Genomic DNA, 18,473 nt, shown 5'->3' on the forward strand with positions numbered 1-18,473 from the left:
TCGCACCGATCGCGATGGAAGACGGCCTGCGCTTCGCCATCCGCGAAGGCGGCCGCACGGTTGGCGCCGGCGTGGTGTCGAAGATCATCGAGTAATCGCTTGATGCACCGGCCGGGGTCGTGTATGCGGCCCCGGTTCGCAAGACCGATCTTACCTATGGGCGGGGTTACTCCCGCCCTTCGGGTTCGACGAGGGCCAGCGGAATGGGCTGCTGGTCGTCCTATCAACTCCAAGAGCCTTGAAAGGCGAAAGAGCAATGCAAAGCCAAAACATCCGGATTCGGCTCAAGGCGTTCGATTTCCGCGTGCTGGATTCCAGCACCCAGGAGATCGTCAACACCGCCAAGCGGACCGGCGCGCAGGTGCGTGGCCCGATCCCGCTGCCGAACAAGATCGAGAAGTTCACGGTTCTCCGTGGCCCTCACGTCGACAAGAAATCCCGCGACCAGTTCGAGATCCGCACCCACAAGCGGCTGCTCGACATCGTTGATCCGACCCCCCAGACCGTGGACGCGCTGATGAAGCTCGACCTCGCCGCTGGCGTGGATGTCGAGATCAAGCTGCAGTCCTGAAATCGGAGGGTATGAACATGCGTTCCGGTATTATCGCGAAGAAAGTCGGCATGACGCGCCTCTTCATGGAAGATGGCAAGCAGATCCCCGTCACCGTTCTGCAGCTGGACGGGCTGCAGGTCGTGGCGCAGCGGACCGCCGAGAAAGACGGCTATTCGGCCGTGCAACTGGGCGCCGGCGCGTCCAAGGTCAAGCGGGTCAGCAAGGCCATGCGCGGCCATTTCGCCGCCGCCAAGGTCGAGCCCAAGCGCAAGCTGGCCGAGTTCCGGGTGTCCGAGGACAACCTGATCGGCGTGGGCGAGGAGATCTCGGCCGAGCACTACCTGTCGGGCCAGAAGGTCGACGTGACCGGCACTTCGATCGGTAAGGGTTTCGCCGGTGCCATGAAGCGGCACAATTTCGGCGGCCTGCGCGCCTCGCACGGCGTGTCGATCAGCCACCGCTCGCACGGCTCGACCGGCCAGTGCCAGGACCCCGGCAAGGTGTTCAAGGGCAAGAAGATGGCCGGCCACATGGGCGCCGCCCGCGTGACCACCCAGAACCTCGAGGTCGTCCGCACCGACGCCGAGCGCGGCCTGGTGTTCATCAAGGGCGCGGTTCCCGGCTCCAAGGGTGGCTGGGTCACTGTCAAGGATGCCGTGAAGAAGAAACTGCCCGATGGTGTGCCGTTTCCGGCGGCGCTGAAATCGGCGGCTGCCGCGGCGGCCGAAGCACCCGCGGAAGAAGCGCCCGCGGAAGGTGGTGAAGCATGAAACTCGATGTGATCAAACTGGACGGCGGCAAGGCCGGTTCGGTCGAGCTGAACGAGGAACTCTTCGGTCTGGAGCCGCGTGCGGACATCCTGCACCGCGTGGTCCGCTGGCAGCGCAACAACGCGCAGGCCGGCACCCACAAGGTCAAGACCCGGTCCGAGACCAGCTATTCGACCAAGAAGATCTATCGCCAGAAGGGTACCGGCGGCGCACGCCACGGTGACCGCAACGCGCCGATCTTCCGCAAGGGCGGGATCTACAAGGGTCCGACCCCCCGGTCGCATGGCCACGAGCTGCCCAAGAAGTTCCGCAAGCTGGGGCTCAAGCATGCGCTCAGCGCCAAGGCCCGCGCAGGCGAGCTGGTGGTGATCGAGGATGCCGCTGCCGAGGGCAAGACCGCAGCCCTGGCCAAGCAGGTCGCGAACCTGGGCTGGAAACGCGCGCTGGTCATCGACGGGGCGCAGGTGAACGAGGGCTTTGCCCGTGCCGCCCGCAACATCGAAGGTCTGGACATCCTGCCGACGATGGGCGCAAACGTCTATGACATCCTCCGCCGTGACACGCTGGTGCTCACCAAGGCGGGTGTCGAAGCACTGGAGGCTCGACTGAAATGAGCGCGAAGGCAGAACATTACGACGTGATCCGCAAGCCGGTCATCACCGAGAAATCCACCATGGCGTCGGAAAACGGCGCGGTGGTGTTCGAAGTGGCGATCGACAGCAACAAGCCGCAGATCAAGGAGGCCGTCGAGGCGCTCTTCGGTGTGAAGGTGAAGGCGGTCAACACCTCCATCACCAAGGGCAAGGTCAAACGCTTCCGCGGCCAGCTGGGCCGCCGCAAGGACGTGAAGAAGGCCTATGTGACGCTTGAGGAAGGCAATACGATCGACGTGACCACCGGGTTGTGATCCTGCGGCGGGGAGAGTGCCCTCCCAGCGAGATTGTAAAAGCCCCCGCCGAGAGGTGGGGGCTTCGTCAATTTAGTGAGAACCTCTGACGACGGATCGCTACTACGGTCTCTTTTGATCGGCGATTCAGGCAGAAAGTTGCAAGCTTTTGATAAGGATCCTATCGTCGTTTCCCTAAGCTAGGCGCGCCTGCTTGGTTCATCGGTAAATGCTCATTTTGCCAATTCAAATGCGACCTGCCGGACTTGTTTGCTCTTCTCTTATTGTCACGCTTCTCCAAGGCATTTAGTTCTTCAGTAAGTGTCCCAAAGGCGATCCTTTCTTTTTTTGAACGGTCCACTATCCGTTGGATCGCATGTTCTGCTTGAAGTAGTTCTTCTCGGCGTTCAGGCGAAGCCGACTTAAGCTCATCACGAAGCCTCTTTCGAGCCGACGCGATGAATTCTCGTACTTTCTTTGTCATTCCAGTTTTGTTGTTCACCATGCATAAAAGCTTAGCGAAGATTATCGCTCGATGAAACATGTGGGAAACCTACGCAACCAACGCTGTTAGTCACATGACACTTCACGACTGACCGGTAGCCGCCATCAAGCATCGTAAATCTCTCGGGTTTCGATGCGAAATGTGTCGACGGGGGCAGGGGGGGAATAAGTGCGCCCTGCCTATAGACACCCCCGCCGCCCTCTGCTACATCGCCCCAATCCTGCGGCCCCGGATTCGTTCCGGGGCCCATGATTTTTGCAACCGGGGACCTTCGGGGCCCTATACCCAGGGCCCTCGGGGCCTCAAACATAGCGGGGCGCAAACGTCCCGCATTGCTAAACGGAAGACAGAAAGCATGGCACTCAAGTCGTACAAGCCGACGACGCCGGGCCAGCGCGGGCTGGTGCTGATCGACCGTTCGGAGCTGTATAAAGGGCGTCCGGTCAAATCCCTCACCGAGGGACTGACCAAGTCGGGCGGCCGCAACAACACCGGACGGATCACCTCGCGCAGGCGGGGTGGTGGCGCCAAACGCCTCTACCGGATCGTTGACTTCAAACGGAACAAATATGACGTGGCGGCCACCGTCGAGCGGATCGAATACGACCCGAACCGGACCGCCTTCATCGCGCTGATCAAGTATGACGACGGCGAGCAGGCCTATATCCTGGCGCCGCAGCGCCTGGCCGTGGGGGACAAGATCGTCGCCTCGGAAAAGGCCGACATCAAGCCCGGCAACGCGATGCCCTTCTCGGGCATGCCGATCGGCACGATCGTCCACAATATCGAGATGAAGCCCGGCAAGGGTGGCCAGATCGCGCGCGCGGCGGGCACCTATGCCCAGTTCGTCGGACGTGACGGCGGCTATGCCCAGATCCGGCTCAGCTCGGGCGAGCTGCGCCTGGTGCGCCAGGAATGCAAGGCCACCGTGGGTGCCGTGTCGAACCCCGACAACAGCAACCAGAACTACGGCAAGGCCGGCCGGATGCGCCACAAGGGCGTGCGCCCCTCGGTTCGCGGTGTCGTGATGAACCCGATCGATCACCCCCATGGCGGCGGTGAAGGCCGGACCTCGGGCGGTCGTCATCCGGTGACGCCCTGGGGCAAGCCGACAAAGGGTGCGCGCACCCGCAACAAGAACAAGGCGTCGCAGAAGCTGATCATCCGCTCGCGTCACGCCAAGAAGAAAGGGCGCTAGAACATGTCGCGTTCCGTCTGGAAAGGACCCTTCGTCGACAGTTTCGTGCTCAAGAAAGCCGAAGCTGCCCGCGAATCGGGCCGCAAGGAAGTCATCAAGATCTGGTCGCGCCGCTCGACGATCCTGCCCCAATTCGTGGGCCTGACGTTCGGCGTCTACAACGGCCACAAGCACGTCCCCGTGCTGGTCTCCGAGGAAATGATCGGTCAGAAGTTCGGTGAGTATTCGCCGACGCGCACCTATTACGGGCACGCGGCCGACAAGAAAGCGAAGCGGAAGTAAGTCATGGGCAAGGAAAAGAACCCCCGCCGCGTGGCCGAAAACGAAGCAATGGCGAAAACCCGCATGCTTCGCACCAGCCCGCAGAAACTGAACCTGGTTGCAGCGATGATCCGCGGCAAGAAGGTCGAGAAGGCGCTGACCGATCTCACCTTCTCGAACAAGCGGATCGCGGCCGACGTGAAGAAGTGTCTTCAGTCTGCCATCGCCAATGCCGAGAACAATCACAACCTGGATGTCGACGAGCTGATCGTCGCCGAGGCCTGGGTCGGCAAGAACCTGGTCATGAAGCGCGGACGTCCGCGCGCCCGTGGCCGGTTCGGCAAGATCATGAAGCCGTTCTCGGAGATCACCATCAAGGTGCGTCAAGTTGAGGAGCAAGTCTGATGGGTAACAAAGTCAATCCGATCGGCATGCGCCTTCAGGTCAACCGCACCTGGGACAGCCGCTGGTATGCCGACACCAAGGACTACGGCGATCTTCTGCTGGAAGACATCAAGATCCGCGAGTTCATCAAGGAAGAGTGCAAGCAGGCCGGCGTGGCCCGCGTGATCATCGAGCGGCCGCACAAGAAGTGCCGCGTGACGATCCACACGGCCCGCCCCGGCGTGATCATCGGCAAGAAGGGCGCCGATATCGAGGGTCTGCGCAAGAAACTGTCGGCGATGACCGACAGCGAGCTGCACCTCAACATCGTCGAAGTGCGCAAGCCGGAGCTTGACGCGCAGCTGGTGGCCGAATCCATCGCCCAACAGCTCGAGCGGCGGGTCAGCTTCCGCCGCGCGATGAAGCGGTCGGTGCAGAACGCCATGCGCATGGGTGCCTTGGGCATCCGGGTGAATGTCGGCGGCCGCCTCGGCGGTGCCGAGATTGCGCGGACCGAGTGGTATCGCGAGGGCCGCGTGCCGCTGCACACGCTGCGCGCCGACATCGACTATGCCCTGGCCGTGGCGGAAACGCCCTATGGCATCATCGGGATCAAGGTCTGGATCTTCAAAGGCGAGATCATGGAGCACGATCCCCAGGCGCGCGACCGCAAGGCGCAGGAACTCCAGGACGGTCCGGCCCCGCGTGGCGCCGGTGGCCGCCGCTAAGGAGGAAAAGAGATGCTTCAACCAAAGCGCACGAAATTCCGCAAGATGCACAAGGGCCGGATCAAGGGCGACGCCAAGGGCGGCTCGGATCTGAACTTCGGCACCTACGGTCTCAAGGCGACCCAGCCCGAGCGGGTGACGGCACGTCAGATCGAAGCGGCACGCCGCGCCATGACGCGCCACATGAAACGCCAGGGCCGCGTGTGGATCCGGATCTTTCCGGACACGCCGGTGACGTCGAAACCCACTGAAGTACGGATGGGCAAGGGCAAGGGCTCGGTCGATTACTGGGCCGCCAAGGTCAAGCCCGGCCGTGTGATGTTCGAGATCGACGGCGTCGGCGACGAAGTCGCACGCGAGGCCCTGCGCCTGGCCGCGATGAAGCTGCCGATCAAGACCCGTATCGTGATCCGCGAAGACTGGTAGGGGGATGGGGTGAAACCCCATCCTACGGTTTCTGACCCTCGCCGGGAAACTGGCGGGGGTCTTTGCTTTGTCGGGGGCTCTGCCCCCGTCGCCCGTGCCGGGCGACTCCCCCGAGGTATTTGGGGCGAGAGGAAGCAGGGATCCTTCATTCAACTGGCCCAAAGTCCCTCGCGCGCCGCGAAGCGCTGAGGTAAGACGGCGCCATGTCCCAGATCGACTCGCTTTTCGTCACCCGCCTCTACCGCGCACCGCTTGCCGAGCTTGCGCCGCGCATCGACCCCTCTGAGCTGGAAAACTCGTGCCTCGTGATCGCCGAGGATGACGAGGCCGGGCAGGAGTGGTGCGCGGCGAACGGGTATCCCGGCTACACGTCCTATGCCTCGCTGACCGATCTGCCCTGGCGGTTTCCGGTGTTTGCCGATCTGGTCACGGCACTCGACGCGCATGTGGCCGCCTTTGCCGGGGATCTGGAATTCGACCTGGACGGGCGCGACCTGAAGCTCGAGGACATCTGGATCAACATCCTGCCCGAGGGGGGGATGCACAGTTCCCACATTCATCCGCATTCGGTGATCAGCGGCACGACCTATGTGGCGATGCCCGAGGGGGCCAGCGCGCTGAAGCTGGAGGATCCGCGTTCGGCCCGGATGATGGCGGCACCCACGCGGGTCAAGGGGGCCCGGCGGGAGTTGCAGCCGTTCATCTATGTGCAGCCGGATGTGGGCGACGTGCTGCTGTGGGAAAGCTGGCTGCGCCACGAGGTGCCGATGAACATGGCCGAGGAGGAGCGGATCTCGGTGAGTTTCAACTATGGTTGGGGGTGAGGCCAGGTCCGCGCAGCGGCGATCGGTCCAGCGGAGCGACTGAGGGCCGAACGGGAGGAGCCCAAGCTGCCTTGGACGATCAAGCCCGGGATTTAATCAATTCACCGCGGTCGCCGTGACCGACACGTTGTGAGAAACCCGATGCTTCCAAGAAAATACTACATAGTAGTCGCAGCGGCGTCTGTGGTATTGGCCACCTACCTGATTGGGGTGTCTACAACTTCAGACTTTGACGCCTTTGCGAAACGAGCCATCAGGGATCTCGGGCACAGTCCCGAACCGGTCGTGACGCAGCGATTGCTGCGCCACTTGTCCGAAAAACGTGTGCAGAATGTCACCGAGTATCTCGAGCAAAACGCGAACCGCGGTTACTACGAGGTAGCAATAGCGGATGCCGGTTTGTCGCCAAATCAAAGGGAAAGCTTGGCTGGGCGAAGTGCCACCAAACTGACGGTTTTCTCCAGCCAATACTTCAATACCGTCGTGTCACGATACGAGCTACGAATATTGGTATACGAGAATGCGTCCAACCTGGAACAGATTGAGGCCTACGTGTTCTTTCACTCGCTATGAGCATGGAAAGCATGTGCGAACTCGGGGAGTTCTGGAATAGATGGCCCCAGAGGCGACGCGTATCATTCATGTCCAAACACCCCCTTGCCCCCATCCGCCGCTTCCCCTATAGAGCGGCATCCTGCGATCACCCGCCCGTGCGGGGGATTCGCATGTCTGTCATTCATCCACCAGGTCAAGGGTGACCCGTTGCAGGGGCCTTCTGGTGTTTTGAGAAAGGAAAAGGGCGCATGAACGCCAAGGAACTGCGTGACAAGACCCCCGACCAGCTTCGGGAAGAGCTTGCCAACCTCAAGAAAGAGGCCTTCAACCTGCGCTTCCAGCAGGCCACCGGCCAGCTGGAAAGCACCGCCGGCATCAAGGCCGCACGGCGCAATGCCGCCCGGGTGAAGACCATCCTCAACGAAAAAGCTGCCGCCGCAGCTGGCGACGCATAAGGAGCCTGCAAGATGCCCAAACGTATCCTCTCCGGCACCGTCACCAGCGACGCCAATGCCCAGACCGTCACCGTGTCGGTGGAACGCCGCTTCACGCACCCGGTTCTGAAGAAGACCATCCGCAAGTCCAAGAAGTACCGGGCTCACGATGAGAAGAACGCCTACAAGGTGGGCGACACGGTCCGCATCATCGAATGCGCGCCGAAATCGAAGACCAAACGCTGGGAGGTTCTGGAGGCATAAGCCTGCAGGCCGACTGGCCAATCGAAACCCTGGGGGACAGAACGAGACCAGCCCCCAAAGGTCGGGAGAAACCACATGATCCAGATGCAGACCAATCTGGATGTCGCTGACAACTCCGGCGCGCGCCGGGTTCAGTGCATCAAGGTCCTGGGTGGTTCCAAGCGTAAATACGCCTCCGTCGGCGACATCATCGTCGTCTCGGTGAAGGAAGCCATCCCGCGCGGCCGCGTGAAGAAGGGCGATGTCCGCAAGGCCGTCGTCGTGCGCACCGCCAAGGAAGTCCGCCGCGAGGACGGCACCGCGATCCGCTTCGATCGCAATGCCGCCGTCATCCTCAACAACAACAACGAGCCGGTCGGAACCCGTATCTTCGGCCCCGTCGTGCGCGAGCTGCGGGGCAAGAACTTCATGAAGATCATCTCGCTGGCTCCGGAGGTGCTCTGATGGCTGCGAAACTAAAAAAGGGCGACAAGGTCGTCGTCCTGTCCGGCAAGGACAAGGGCAAGGAAGGCACGATCACCTCGGTCGATCCCAAGGCCGGCAAGGCCGTGGTCGACGGCGTGAACATCGCCATCCGCCACACCCGCCAGTCGCAGAACAGCCAGGGCGGCCGCCTGCCGCAGGCCGTGCCGGTGGACCTGTCCAACCTGGCGATTCTGGACAAGAACGGCAAACCCACCCGTGTCGGGTTCCGCATGGAAGGCGACAAGAAGGTGCGTTTCGCCAAGACCACGGGGGACGTGATCGATGCTTGATGCCGCAACCTATACCCCGCGTCTGCGCGCGCAGTTCCGCGACACCATCCGCGCCGCTCTGAAGGAAGAGTTCGGCTACAAGAACGATCTGATGATTCCGCGGCTGGACAAGATCGTTCTGAACATCGGCTGTGGCGCCGAGGCGGTGAAGGACAGCAAGAAGGCCAAATCGGCGCAGGAAGACCTGACCGCCATTGCCGGCCAGAAGGCCGTCATCACCAAGGCCAAGAAGTCCATCGCCGGCTTCCGCGTCCGCGAAGAGATGCCGCTGGGCGCCAAGGTGACCCTGCGCGGCGACCGGATGTACGAGTTCCTCGACCGCCTGATCACCATCGCGCTGCCGCGCGTGCGTGACTTCCGCGGCGTGTCGGGCACGTCTTTCGACGGCCGTGGCAACTATGCCATGGGCATGAAAGAGCACATCGTGTTCCCGGAAATCGACTTCGACAAGGTCGACGAGGTCTGGGGCCTGGACATCGTAATTGCCACCACAGCGAAAACCGACGCTGAAGCCAAGGCGCTGTTGAAGCAATTCAACATGCCCTTCAACAGCTGACGCGCGGGAGGATTAGACATGGCTAAGAAAGCAATGATCGAGCGCGAGAAGAAGCGCGAGCGCCTGGTGGCCCAATACGCCGCAAAGCGCGCCGAGCTCAAAGAGATCGCGAATGACGAAAGCCGCCCGATGGAGGAGCGCTTCAAGGCGCGGCTGAAACTGGCGAAACTGCCGCGCAACAGCTCGGCAACCCGCCTGCACAACCGCTGCCAGCTGACCGGCCGTCCGCATGCGTATTACCGCAAGCTCAAGGTGTCGCGGATCAAGCTGCGCGATCTGGGTTCGTCGGGGCAGATCCCCGGCATGGTGAAATCGAGCTGGTAAGGAGAGACATGATATGAACGATCCTATCGGCGATATGCTCACCCGAATCCGCAACGCCCAGCTGCGCGGCAAAAGCACGGTACTGACTCCGGCCTCGAAACTGCGGGCCTGGGTTCTGGACGTGTTGGCCGACGAAGGCTACATCCGCGGCTACGAGAAGACGACTGGCAGCAATGGCCACCCGGCCATCGAGATCAGCCTGAAATACTATGAGGGCGAACCGGTCATCCGCGAGATCAAGCGGGTCTCCAAGCCCGGCCGCCGCGTCTATATGGGCGTCAGTGACATTCCGCAGGTCCGTCAGGGCCTGGGCGTGTCGATTGTCAGCACTCCGAAAGGTGTGATGTCGGATGCAAACGCTCGCTCCAGCAATGTTGGCGGCGAAGTGCTTTGCACCGTCTTCTAAGGAGGTCCGGAGATGTCTCGTATTGGTAAGAAACCGGTCGAGTTGCCCAGCGGCGTCACCGCCACTGTGTCCGGCCAGACCATCGAAGTGAAGGGCCCCAAGGGCACCCGCAGCTTCACCGCGACCGACGACGTGACCCTTGCGGTCAACGATAATGTCGTCTCGGTGGATCCGCGCGGTTCGTCCAAGCGGGCGCGCCAGCAGTGGGGCATGAGCCGCACCATGGTCGCCAACCTGGTAACCGGCGTGACCCAGGGTTTCCGCAAGGAGCTCGAGATCCAGGGCGTCGGCTACCGTGCCCAGATGCAGGGCAACACCCTGCGCCTGAACCTCGGCCTCAGCCACGATGTCGACTTCGTGGCGCCCGAGGGAGTTACCGTCTCGGCGCCCAAGCAGACCGAAATCGTGGTCGAGGGTGCCGATGAACAGCAGGTCGGCCAGGTGGCCGCCGAGATCCGTGCCTGGCGCGTGCCCGAGCCCTACAAGGGCAAGGGAATCCGCTACAAGGGCGAGTTCATCTTCCGCAAGGAAGGCAAGAAGAAGTAAGGAACGCAACAATGGCAAACAGCAAAAGAACCCTGTTTCTGAAGCGCCGCCTGCGCGTTCGGAACAAACTTCGCAAGGTCAATGCAGGCCGTCCGCGCCTGTCGGTGCACCGCAGCAACAAGAACATCAGCGTCCAGCTGATCGACGACGTGCGCGGCGTGACCCTGGCCTCCGCCTCGACCCTGGAAAAGGATCTTGGCCTCGTCGGCAAGAACAACGTCGAAGCGGCCGCCAAGGTTGGTGCGACGATCGCCGAGCGGGCCAAGAAGGCCGGCGTGGAAGAAGCCTATTTCGACCGCGGCGGCTTCCTGTTCCACGGCAAGGTGAAGGCCCTGGCCGACGCCGCGCGCGAGGGCGGGCTGAAGATCTGAGGATGGGGTTCCACCCCATCCGGGTTGAAGGCGGGTTCGCCCGTCTCGATGATCGGGGCCCCGGACCGGATCCGGGGCACTTCGATTGACAAAACCGGCGCCGGATCGGCTGATCGCGCGTCACAAAGAAAGGGATGCCGCATGGCAAGAGATGACAACCGCCGGGGCAGGGGTCGCGACCGCGACGAGACTCCGGAATTCGCAGATCGCCTGGTCGCGATCAACCGCGTGTCCAAGACCGTCAAGGGCGGCAAGCGCTTCGGTTTCGCCGCGCTTGTGGTCGTCGGCGATCAGAAGGGCCGCGTCGGCTTCGGCAAGGGCAAGGCCAAGGAGGTCCCCGAGGCCATCCGCAAGGCCACCGAGCAGGCCAAGCGCCAGATGATCCGTGTGCAGCTGCGCGAGGGCCGCACCCTGCACCACGACATGTATGGCCGCCACGGTGCCGGCAAGGTCGTGATGCGCACTGCGCCCGAGGGCACCGGCATCATCGCCGGCGGTCCGATGCGCGCCGTGTTCGAAATGCTGGGCGTCAAGGACGTGGTGTCCAAGTCGCTGGGCTCGCAGAACCCCTACAACATGATCCGCGCCACCATCGACGGGTTGAAGAAAGAACAATCGCCCCGTTCGGTCGCGCAGCGCCGCGGCAAGAAGGTGTCCGACATCCTGCCCAAGCGGGACGAAGCACCCGCCGAGCAGAGCCAGGTTGCCGAGGAGGCTTGAGTCACATGGCAAAAACCATCGTCGTCAAACAGATCGGCAGCCCGATCCGCCGCCCCGCCGAACAGCGTGCCACGCTGATCGGTCTGGGCCTCAACAAGATGCACAAGACCCGCGAGCTGGAGGACACGCCCAGTGTGCGCGGCATGATCCGCAAGATCCCGCACCTGGTCGAGATCGTCGAAGAACGCGGCTGACGCCGCCAGAGCGGCGGAACCCCCGCAGCCTGATGCGACTTCAAGGACGCCCCCGGTCTGCCGGGGGCGTTTTTCGTTGCCCATCCCGCAAGCCCCGCCGCCATGAGCGGGCTGCATAGCGGGCAGACCCATATGTGCGTTGTTAGCGCAACCGGACGAGCCTATTTCAGCCCTGTCACAAGGACGCACACACGCAGACCGGGGAATGGGTCCCGGCATTGGAAAAGGAGCACAATCATGGCTTATGCAAACATCACCGAACATCTCGGCCACGGCCTGACCGCACGCATCCGCACCGCGCTCGACGCCTACAAGGCCGCCCGCACGCAGCGTGCCGAATATCGCCGCACCGTCGACGAACTGTCGAACCTCAGCGACCGCGAACTGACGGATCTGGGCCTCGGCCGCTACGACATCCCCGAGGTGGCCCGGCGGCACGTCTACGGCCACTGAGGCAAACACACCACTCACGCATCCCAACGCCCCCGCGCCGCCGCGGGGGCGTTTTTGCGTCCCGGGATCCGAGCGTCCGCGGCGCGCGCAAACCGGCCTGACCCGCCGCCGCCGGAATCGCTTGCGACGTTGGCCGGATACCCTTGAACGCCGGCGGCATCCCGTCTATACGCCTCCGGTGGTCCCGTGGGATGCACGAGAATCAACCGAAAAATGCCGTGGTTGGCCCCGTATCGCTTCGGGGGTCACATCCGGCTCTAGGAGAAGCGACATGAAACTGCATGAACTGCACGACAATCCGGGTGCAACCAAGAAACGCATGCGCGTCGGCCGTGGCCCGGGTTCGGGCAAGGGCAAGATGGGCGGCCGGGGCATCAAGGGCCAGAAATCCCGTTCCGGCGTGGCGATCAACGGCTATGAGGGCGGCCAGATGCCGCTCTATCAGCGCCTGCCCAAGCGGGGCTTCAACAAGCCCAACCGCAAGGCATACGCGATCGTCAACCTGGGCCTGATCCAGAAATTCGTCGATGCCGGCAAGCTGGATGCCAAGTCCGCGATCACCGAGGACGCTCTGGTCGAGAGCGGCCTGGTGCGCCGCAAGCGTGACGGTGTGCGGATCCTGGCCAAGGGCGACGTTTCGGCGAAGCTGACCCTCGAAGTCACCGGCGCATCCAAGTCGGCGATCGAGGCGGTCGAAAAGGCGGGCGGTTCACTCAAGGTCACAAACGCCGCCGCGGCAGAGTAACGGCTTGTGAGCGGGCGATGACCCGCTTACATAGAGCCTGAAGTTTTCCCAGGACGCCGCCCGAGCCGGAAAACGGTTCCGGGCGGTGTTTACATCAGAGAGACCGATTCATGGTATCAGCAGCAGAACAAATGGCCGCCAACACCAGTTGGGCGGCCCTGGGCAAGGCCACAGATCTGCGCAACCGCATCCTGTTCACGCTGGGTCTGCTGATCGTCTACCGCCTGGGCACGTTCATCCCGGTGCCGGGTATCGACGGCGCCGCGCTGCGCGAATTCATGGAACAGGCGAGCCAGGGCATCGGCGGCATGGTCAGCATGTTCACCGGCGGCGCGCTGGGCCGGATGGGCATCTTCGCCCTGGGCATCATGCCCTACATCTCGGCCTCGATCATCGTGCAGCTGCTGACCGCGATGGTCCCCCAGCTCGAACAGCTCAAGAAAGAGGGCGAGCAGGGGCGCAAGAAGATCAACCAGTATACCCGCTACGGCACCGTGCTGCTTGCCACCGTGCAGGCCTACGGCCTGGCTGTGTCGCTTGAATCGGGCGACCTGGCCACCGATCCCGGTCTGTACTTCCGCTTTTCCACGATGATCACGCTGGTCGGCGGCACGATGTTCCTGATGTGGCTGGGCGAACAGATCACCGCCCGCGGCGTCGGCAACGGCATTTCGCTGATCATCTTCGTCGGCATCATCGCCGAAGTGCCCGCAGCACTTGCGCAGTTCTTCGCCAGCGGCCGCAGCGGTGCGCTCAGCCCCGCGGTGATCGTCGGCGTGATCGTGATGGTGATCGCAGTCATCACGTTCGTGGTCTTCATGGAGCGCGCCCTGCGCAAGATCCACATCCAGTATCCGCGCCGCCAGGTCGGCATGAAGGTCTATGACGGCGGCTCGTCGCACCTGCCGGTCAAGGTCAACCCGGCCGGCGTGATCCCGGCGATCTTCGCCAGTTCGCTGCTGCTGCTGCCGGTGACGATCTCGACCTTCTCCTCCGGCGCCGCCTCGGGGCCGGTGATGTCGTGGCTCCTGGCCAATTTCGGACCGGGCCAGCCGCTCTACCTGCTGTTCTTCCTGACGATGATCGTGTTCTTCACCTATTTCTACACGTTCAACGTCTCGTTCAAACCCGATGATGTGGCCGACAACCTGAAGAAGCAGAACGGCTTCGTCCCCGGCATCCGTCCCGGCAAGAAAACCGCTGAATACCTGGAATACGTGGTCAACCGCGTGCTGGTTCTCGGCTCGGCCTACCTTGTGGCGGTCATGCTGCTGCCCGAGATCCTGCGCGGGCAGTTTGCCATTCCCTTCTACTTCGGCGGCACCTCCGTGCTCATCATCGTCTCGGTGACGATGGACACGATCCAGCAGATCCAGAGCCACCTTCTGGCCCACCAATACGAAGGGCTGATCGAAAAGTCGCAACTGCGCGGCAAGGGCGGCAAGGGCAAGAAACGTGGCAAGAAGGGACCGGCGCGGCGATGAACATCATTCTCCTGGGCCCGCCTGGTGCGGGCAAGGGCACCCAGGCCCGGCACCTTGTCGAGACCCGCGGCATGATCCAGCTCAGCACCGGTGACATGTTGCGCGAGGCGCGCAGTTCGGGCACCACGATGGGCAAGAAGGTCGCTGCGATCATGGATGCCGGCAAGCTGGTGACCGACGAGATCGTGATCGGCCTGATCGAAGAGAAGCTGACCACGGAAAAGGGCGCCGGTTTCATCTTCGACGGATTTCCGCGTACGCTGGCCCAGGCCGATGCGCTGGCGGCGCTGCTGGCCAAGCTGGGCCAGTCACTGCATGCGGTGGTCGAGATCCGCGTCGAAGACGACGCGCTGGTCGCCCGCATCTCGGGCCGCTTCACCTGCGGCAATTGCGGTGAGGTCTATCACGACGAGACCAAGCCCACCGCCAAGGATGGTGTCTGCGACCATTGCGGCAGCACCGACATGGTCCGCCGCGCTGACGACAACGCCGACAGCCTGCGCACCCGGCTGATGGAATACTACAAGAAGACCTCGCCGCTTATCGGTTATTACTACGCCAAGGGCGATCTGCGTCCGGTCAACGGCATGTCCGATATCCAGGAAGTGACCGCCTCGATCGAAGCGATCCTGGGGTGAGATCCGGGCCGGGGTTGACGCCCCGGAGAAAACCCACTACCCACCCCCATCCCTGACGGGAATCGATTCCTGTGGGTGGATTCGTCTGCCCTCATGACCACCTCGAAATGATGCTGGACCCTCTGGCCACACTGCCACGGTCAAGCGTTGTGAAAAAAGGTTCTGGAGTTACGGAACCGCAACGAAAGGAAAGTGACACGTGGCACGTATTGCCGGCGTTAACATCCCGACTGCCAAGCGGGTACCCATCGCCCTCACCTACATCACCGGTATCGGAAAATCCTCGGCCAAGCAGATCTGCGAGGCGGTCAATGTCGACCAGTCCCGCCGCGTCAACGAGCTGAGCGATGCCGAGGTCCTGGCGATCCGCGAGCATATCGACGCCAACTTCACCGTCGAAGGCGACCTGCGCCGCGAGACCCAGATCAACATCAAGCGCTTGATGGATCTGGGCTGCTATCGCGGTCTGCGTCACCGCCGCAACCTGCCGGTTCGCGGTCAGCGCACCCATACCAACGCACGCACGCGAAAGGGCCCCGCAAAGCCCATCGCAGGCAAGAAGAAATAAGGGAGGGTCTGACCGATGGCACGCGACAAGACGCGCGTAAAGCGCAAGGAACGCAAGAATATCGCAACGGGCGTCGCCCATGTGAATTCGACCTTCAACAACACCAAGATCCTGATCTCGGACGTGCAGGGCAACGCGATCTCCTGGTCGTCGGCCGGCACGATGGGCTTCAAGGGATCGCGGAAATCGACCCCCTATGCCGCCCAGCTGGCCGCCGAAGACGCCGGCCGCAAGGCGCAGGACCACGGCGTGAAGACGCTCGAGGTCGAGGTCCAGGGCCCCGGCTCGGGCCGTGAATCGGCGCTGCGCGCGCTGGCCGCTGTCGGCTTCAACATCACGTCGATCCGTGACGTGACGCCGATCGCGCATAATGGCTGCCGCCCGCCGAAACGCCGCCGGGTCTGAGCCGCACGATTTTCGGACTGGGGCCGTGGCATGGACCGCGGCCCCAGTCCGCCGTTTGAATCCTCGGGCGTCTGCACCTTCTGGACATGGGGCGCGGACAGGAATGGAGGGACCACATGATCCACAAGAATTGGGCAGAATTGATCAAACCGACCCAGCTTGAGGTCAAGCCGGGCAACGATCCTGCGCGCCAGGCCACCGTTGTGGCCGAGCCGCTCGAGCGCGGTTTCGGCCTGACGCTGGGCAACGCGCTGCGCCGCATCCTGATGAGCAGCCTGCAGGGCGCCGCCATCACCAGTGTGCAGATCGACAACGTGCTGCACGAGTTTTCCAGCGTCGCGGGCGTGCGCGAGGACGTGACCGACATCATCCTCAACCTCAAGGGCGTCGCTCTGCGCATGGAGGTCGAGGGCCCCAAGCGCCTGTCGATCAGCGCCAAGGGTCCGGCGGTCGTGACCGCCGGTGACATCAGCGAAAGCGCCGGCATCGAGGTTCTCAACCGCGACCACGTGATCTGTCACCTGGACGATGGCGCCGACCTGTTCATGGAACTGACCGTGAGCACCGGCAAGGGCTATGTCTCGGCCGACAAGAACAAGCCCGAAGATGCGCCCATCGGCCTCATCCCGATCGACGCGATCTACTCGCCGGTCAAGAAGGTCGCCTATGACGTTCAGCCGACCCGCGAGGGCCAGGTCCTGGACTATGACAAGCTGACCATGAAGATCGAGACCGACGGTTCGATCACTCCCGAGGACGCGACCGCCTTTGCTGCGCGCATCCTTCAGGACCAGCTGTCGATCTTCGTCAACTTCGAAGAGCCCGAGGCCGCCGGCCGCCAGGACGACGACGACGGGCTGGAGTTCAACCCGCTGCTGCTCAAGAAGGTGGACGAGCTGGAACTGTCGGTGCGTTCGGCGAACTGCCTGAAGAACGACAACATCGTCTATATCGGCGACCTGATCCAGAAGACCGAAGCCGAGATGCTGCGCACTCCGAACTTCGGCCGCAAGTCGCTCAACGAGATCAAGGAAGTGCTCTCGGGCATGGGCCTGCACCTGGGCATGGATGTCGAGGACTGGCCGCCGGACAACATCGAGGATCTGGCCAAGAAGTTCGAAGACGCGTTCTGAGGCGGATGGGATAAATCCCATCCTACGCACCCGTAGGATGGGGTTCCACCCCATCCCTCTTGATACGCGATCCGTCGAATGCCCGGGATGCCGGGGAACAATTCGGGCGATTCCGCCCCAAGGAGAGCGGCTGACACGCATCGGTCGCCGGACAAAGCAAAACCGCCCGTAGAGGGCAAAAGGAGTAAGAACCATGCGTCACGCACGAGGCTATCGCCGCCTGAACCGCACCCACGAGCACCGCAAGGCGCTGTTTTCCAACATGGCCGGCTCGCTGATCGAGCATGAGCAGATCAAGACGACGCTGCCCAAGGCCAAGGAACTGCGCCCGGTGGTGGAAAAGCTGATCACGCTCGCCAAGCGCGGCGACCTGCACGCCCGCCGTCAGGCCGCGTCGAAGCTGAAGGAAGACAAGGACGTCGCCAAGCTGTTCGACGTTCTGGGCCCGCGCTACAAGGACCGCCAGGGCGGCTATGTCCGGATCCTCAAGGCCGGCTTCCGCTATGGCGACATGGCGCCGATGGCGATCATCGAATTCGTCGACCGTGACGTCGATGCGAAAGGCGCTGCCGACAAGGCCCGCCTTGCGCTCGAAGACGCCGCCGACGCAGAAGAATAATCCGGCCCTGCCGGACGGAAAACGCCGCGGCCGGTCCGGCCGCGGCGTTTTGCTTTTCCGGGTGCCTGTGGACGACCTCAGGCGGTGTCGAGTTCGCGTTTCACCAGGTCGCCGATCTTGTCCACCGGGTGGTTGGCCAGGTTCTTGGGGATCTCCGCGACAATCCGGTCGGCCACCTCCTTGTGCAGATCCTCACGCAGCACGCCCAGCACCTGCGGCGCAGCCACCAGGATCAGCTTGTCGAACGCACCCTTGTGGGCCTTGTCGTAGAGGATTTGCGACAGGTCCTTGGCAAACCGTTCCTTGGCCAGCTCGTGCCAGTCGGTGTCATCCATCGCCGATCTCTGCTGAACGCCGGTATCCTGCATCCGACCCGGGCGGTTTGCGGACTGGTCCCGGTCCGAAGGGTTGTCCTGTTCTTCCTTCTCGATCACGTCCAGGTTGGGATCCTCGTGATCCGTCAGGTTGGTGAGAAACAGGGCCTTCTCGCTGTCGGTCACCACAACCCATGTGTCGTGTTTCAGCCGTGCCATCTTCTGTCTCCTGTCTGGGTCAGGAATTGTCGTCGTCCCGCTCGTCGGATTTGCGCACCCGCGTCGTGCCGGGGTTGTCCTGCATCGCCCGCTTGAGCAGGTCGCGGGTGCCGACTTTGCGTTCCAGGTTGCCGCCGGCGCGGCCCTGCTGCGAGGGGGTTTCGGCGGTGTCGACAAAGGCCTCGCTCTCGCGCTGCCCGTCCCGGGATCTCTTGCGTTCGGCCATGGGAATTCC

The 18,473-nt window shown here is 62.8% G+C and carries 34 protein-coding genes; 31 read left to right on the forward strand and 3 right to left on the reverse strand.

Translation table 11 applies throughout. The features are described from left to right. From BMX57_RS18660 to BMX57_RS18680, 5 genes are all read left to right on the forward strand, one after another. Nucleotides 1-95 (forward strand): EF-Tu C-terminal domain-related protein (locus tag BMX57_RS18660; RefSeq protein ID WP_207545791.1); only part of this gene is annotated, 95 nt, incomplete at its 5' end. Between the two features lie 161 nt (nt 96-256). After that, a complete protein-coding gene (gene rpsJ / locus BMX57_RS18665) occupies nt 257-571 on the forward strand; it encodes a 30S ribosomal protein S10 (RefSeq protein ID WP_092370952.1) in 315 nt (104 codons plus the stop codon). Between the two features lie 17 nt (nt 572-588). Next, nucleotides 589-1,323: a 50S ribosomal protein L3 gene (gene rplC, locus BMX57_RS18670; RefSeq protein ID WP_092371142.1), complete on the forward strand. Its 735-nt coding sequence runs from the start codon at nt 589-591 to the stop codon at nt 1,321-1,323. Beyond that, entirely contained in the window at nt 1,320-1,937 is a 618-nt protein-coding gene (rplD, locus tag BMX57_RS18675) for a 50S ribosomal protein L4 (protein WP_092370955.1), read from the forward strand. Before rplC ends, rplD begins: the two co-directional genes overlap by 4 nt. Continuing rightward, nucleotides 1,934-2,230 (forward strand): 50S ribosomal protein L23, encoded by a 297-nt coding sequence (locus BMX57_RS18680; RefSeq protein ID WP_092370958.1) that lies wholly within the window; start codon nt 1,934-1,936, stop codon nt 2,228-2,230. Before rplD ends, BMX57_RS18680 begins: the two co-directional genes overlap by 4 nt. Nucleotides 2,231-2,390: 160 nt before the next feature. Here BMX57_RS18680 and BMX57_RS20505 read toward each other — a convergent pair whose 3' ends face one another. Next, a complete protein-coding gene (locus BMX57_RS20505) occupies nt 2,391-2,714 on the reverse strand; it encodes a hypothetical protein (protein WP_143057954.1) in 324 nt (107 codons plus the stop codon). 355 nt (nt 2,715-3,069) lie between these two features. Here BMX57_RS20505 and rplB point away from each other — a divergent pair, with 355 nt between their 5' ends. The 26 genes from rplB to rplQ all read left to right on the forward strand — a co-directional run bounded on the left by rplB (nt 3,070) and on the right by rplQ (nt 17,705). Then, nucleotides 3,070-3,912, forward strand: a complete 843-nt coding sequence (gene rplB / locus BMX57_RS18685) for a 50S ribosomal protein L2 (RefSeq protein WP_092370961.1) — start codon at nt 3,070-3,072, stop codon at nt 3,910-3,912. Between the two features lie 3 nt (nt 3,913-3,915). Beyond that, nucleotides 3,916-4,194 (forward strand): 30S ribosomal protein S19, encoded by a 279-nt coding sequence (gene rpsS, locus BMX57_RS18690; protein ID WP_092370964.1) that lies wholly within the window; start codon nt 3,916-3,918, stop codon nt 4,192-4,194. Between the two features lie 3 nt (nt 4,195-4,197). Beyond that, nucleotides 4,198-4,578, forward strand: coding sequence for a 50S ribosomal protein L22 (gene rplV / locus BMX57_RS18695; RefSeq protein ID WP_092370967.1), 381 nt, complete (start codon nt 4,198-4,200; stop codon nt 4,576-4,578). After that, nucleotides 4,578-5,285: a 30S ribosomal protein S3 gene (gene rpsC / locus BMX57_RS18700; RefSeq protein ID WP_092370970.1), complete on the forward strand. Its 708-nt coding sequence runs from the start codon at nt 4,578-4,580 to the stop codon at nt 5,283-5,285. Before rplV ends, rpsC begins: the two co-directional genes overlap by 1 nt. Nucleotides 5,286-5,297: 12 nt before the next feature. Then, nucleotides 5,298-5,711 carry a 50S ribosomal protein L16 gene (gene rplP / locus BMX57_RS18705; RefSeq protein ID WP_092370973.1) on the forward strand — a complete coding sequence of 138 codons (414 nt, stop codon included), beginning with the start codon at nt 5,298-5,300 and terminating at the stop codon, nt 5,709-5,711. Between the two features lie 203 nt (nt 5,712-5,914). Further along, nucleotides 5,915-6,535 carry a 2OG-Fe(II) oxygenase family protein gene (locus BMX57_RS18710; RefSeq protein WP_092370976.1) on the forward strand — a complete coding sequence of 207 codons (621 nt, stop codon included), beginning with the start codon at nt 5,915-5,917 and terminating at the stop codon, nt 6,533-6,535. A gap of 189 nt (nt 6,536-6,724) precedes the next feature. Then, entirely contained in the window at nt 6,725-7,108 is a 384-nt protein-coding gene (locus BMX57_RS18715) for a hypothetical protein (RefSeq protein WP_143057955.1), read from the forward strand. Between the two features lie 230 nt (nt 7,109-7,338). Next, on the forward strand, nt 7,339-7,545 hold the full coding sequence (gene rpmC, locus BMX57_RS18720) for a 50S ribosomal protein L29 (protein ID WP_092370982.1): 207 nt from the start codon (nt 7,339-7,341) through the stop codon (nt 7,543-7,545). A gap of 12 nt (nt 7,546-7,557) precedes the next feature. Further along, nucleotides 7,558-7,788, forward strand: a complete 231-nt coding sequence (gene rpsQ, locus BMX57_RS18725; protein ID WP_092370985.1) for a 30S ribosomal protein S17 — start codon at nt 7,558-7,560, stop codon at nt 7,786-7,788. 75 nt (nt 7,789-7,863) lie between these two features. After that, nucleotides 7,864-8,232 carry a 50S ribosomal protein L14 gene (gene rplN, locus BMX57_RS18730; protein WP_008757934.1) on the forward strand — a complete coding sequence of 123 codons (369 nt, stop codon included), beginning with the start codon at nt 7,864-7,866 and terminating at the stop codon, nt 8,230-8,232. Continuing rightward, nucleotides 8,232-8,543 (forward strand): 50S ribosomal protein L24, encoded by a 312-nt coding sequence (gene rplX / locus BMX57_RS18735; RefSeq protein WP_092370988.1) that lies wholly within the window; start codon nt 8,232-8,234, stop codon nt 8,541-8,543. Before rplN ends, rplX begins: the two co-directional genes overlap by 1 nt. Next, nucleotides 8,536-9,099: a 50S ribosomal protein L5 gene (rplE, locus tag BMX57_RS18740; RefSeq protein WP_092370991.1), complete on the forward strand. Its 564-nt coding sequence runs from the start codon at nt 8,536-8,538 to the stop codon at nt 9,097-9,099. The genes rplX and rplE overlap by 8 nt, the downstream gene beginning before the upstream one ends. Before the next feature lie 18 nt (nt 9,100-9,117). Then, nucleotides 9,118-9,423, forward strand: a complete 306-nt coding sequence (gene rpsN, locus BMX57_RS18745; protein ID WP_092370994.1) for a 30S ribosomal protein S14 — start codon at nt 9,118-9,120, stop codon at nt 9,421-9,423. A gap of 13 nt (nt 9,424-9,436) precedes the next feature. Further along, nucleotides 9,437-9,829, forward strand: coding sequence for a 30S ribosomal protein S8 (gene rpsH / locus BMX57_RS18750; RefSeq protein WP_092370997.1), 393 nt, complete (start codon nt 9,437-9,439; stop codon nt 9,827-9,829). Between the two features lie 12 nt (nt 9,830-9,841). Beyond that, entirely contained in the window at nt 9,842-10,375 is a 534-nt protein-coding gene (gene rplF, locus BMX57_RS18755) for a 50S ribosomal protein L6 (protein WP_092371000.1), read from the forward strand. Between the two features lie 11 nt (nt 10,376-10,386). Next, complete coding sequence (rplR, locus tag BMX57_RS18760; RefSeq protein WP_092371003.1) at nt 10,387-10,746, forward strand: 50S ribosomal protein L18; 360 nt, start codon at nt 10,387-10,389, stop codon at nt 10,744-10,746. 141 nt (nt 10,747-10,887) lie between these two features. Then, the gene (rpsE, locus tag BMX57_RS18765; RefSeq protein WP_092371005.1) at nt 10,888-11,466 is read left to right on the forward strand and encodes a 30S ribosomal protein S5; all 579 of its coding nucleotides are present in this window, start codon (nt 10,888-10,890) and stop codon (nt 11,464-11,466) included. Nucleotides 11,467-11,471: 5 nt separating this feature from the next. Further along, a complete protein-coding gene (gene rpmD, locus BMX57_RS18770; RefSeq protein WP_050605831.1) occupies nt 11,472-11,660 on the forward strand; it encodes a 50S ribosomal protein L30 in 189 nt (62 codons plus the stop codon). Between the two features lie 237 nt (nt 11,661-11,897). After that, nucleotides 11,898-12,113: a DUF1127 domain-containing protein gene (locus BMX57_RS18775; protein WP_092371008.1), complete on the forward strand. Its 216-nt coding sequence runs from the start codon at nt 11,898-11,900 to the stop codon at nt 12,111-12,113. Nucleotides 12,114-12,384: 271 nt separating this feature from the next. Beyond that, nucleotides 12,385-12,858, forward strand: coding sequence for a 50S ribosomal protein L15 (rplO, locus tag BMX57_RS18780; RefSeq protein ID WP_092371011.1), 474 nt, complete (start codon nt 12,385-12,387; stop codon nt 12,856-12,858). Nucleotides 12,859-12,968: 110 nt separating this feature from the next. Then, entirely contained in the window at nt 12,969-14,342 is a 1,374-nt protein-coding gene (gene secY, locus BMX57_RS18785; protein WP_092371014.1) for a preprotein translocase subunit SecY, read from the forward strand. After that, nucleotides 14,339-14,980 carry an adenylate kinase gene (locus tag BMX57_RS18790; protein WP_092371017.1) on the forward strand — a complete coding sequence of 214 codons (642 nt, stop codon included), beginning with the start codon at nt 14,339-14,341 and terminating at the stop codon, nt 14,978-14,980. Before secY ends, BMX57_RS18790 begins: the two co-directional genes overlap by 4 nt. 199 nt (nt 14,981-15,179) lie before the next feature. Then, nucleotides 15,180-15,548 carry a 30S ribosomal protein S13 gene (gene rpsM, locus BMX57_RS18795; protein WP_092371020.1) on the forward strand — a complete coding sequence of 123 codons (369 nt, stop codon included), beginning with the start codon at nt 15,180-15,182 and terminating at the stop codon, nt 15,546-15,548. Between the two features lie 15 nt (nt 15,549-15,563). Then, nucleotides 15,564-15,953, forward strand: a complete 390-nt coding sequence (rpsK, locus tag BMX57_RS18800) for a 30S ribosomal protein S11 (protein ID WP_092371023.1) — start codon at nt 15,564-15,566, stop codon at nt 15,951-15,953. A gap of 116 nt (nt 15,954-16,069) precedes the next feature. After that, entirely contained in the window at nt 16,070-17,086 is a 1,017-nt protein-coding gene (locus tag BMX57_RS18805) for a DNA-directed RNA polymerase subunit alpha (protein WP_092371026.1), read from the forward strand. 193 nt (nt 17,087-17,279) lie between these two features. Next, nucleotides 17,280-17,705 (forward strand): 50S ribosomal protein L17, encoded by a 426-nt coding sequence (gene rplQ / locus BMX57_RS18810; RefSeq protein WP_092371029.1) that lies wholly within the window; start codon nt 17,280-17,282, stop codon nt 17,703-17,705. Nucleotides 17,706-17,782: 77 nt separating this feature from the next. On the opposite strand, the gene BMX57_RS18815 is transcribed toward rplQ, so the two are convergent. Continuing rightward, the gene (locus BMX57_RS18815) at nt 17,783-18,238 is read right to left on the reverse strand and encodes a host attachment family protein (protein WP_092371032.1); all 456 of its coding nucleotides are present in this window, start codon (nt 18,236-18,238) and stop codon (nt 17,783-17,785) included. A gap of 19 nt (nt 18,239-18,257) precedes the next feature. Next, the gene (locus tag BMX57_RS18820; RefSeq protein ID WP_092371035.1) at nt 18,258-18,464 is read right to left on the reverse strand and encodes a hypothetical protein; all 207 of its coding nucleotides are present in this window, start codon (nt 18,462-18,464) and stop codon (nt 18,258-18,260) included. Nucleotides 18,465-18,473 lie beyond the last annotated feature (9 nt).

This window comes from Cribrihabitans marinus, assembly GCF_900109035.1.
Taxonomy (GTDB): Bacteria; Pseudomonadota; Alphaproteobacteria; order Rhodobacterales; family Rhodobacteraceae; genus Cribrihabitans; species Cribrihabitans marinus.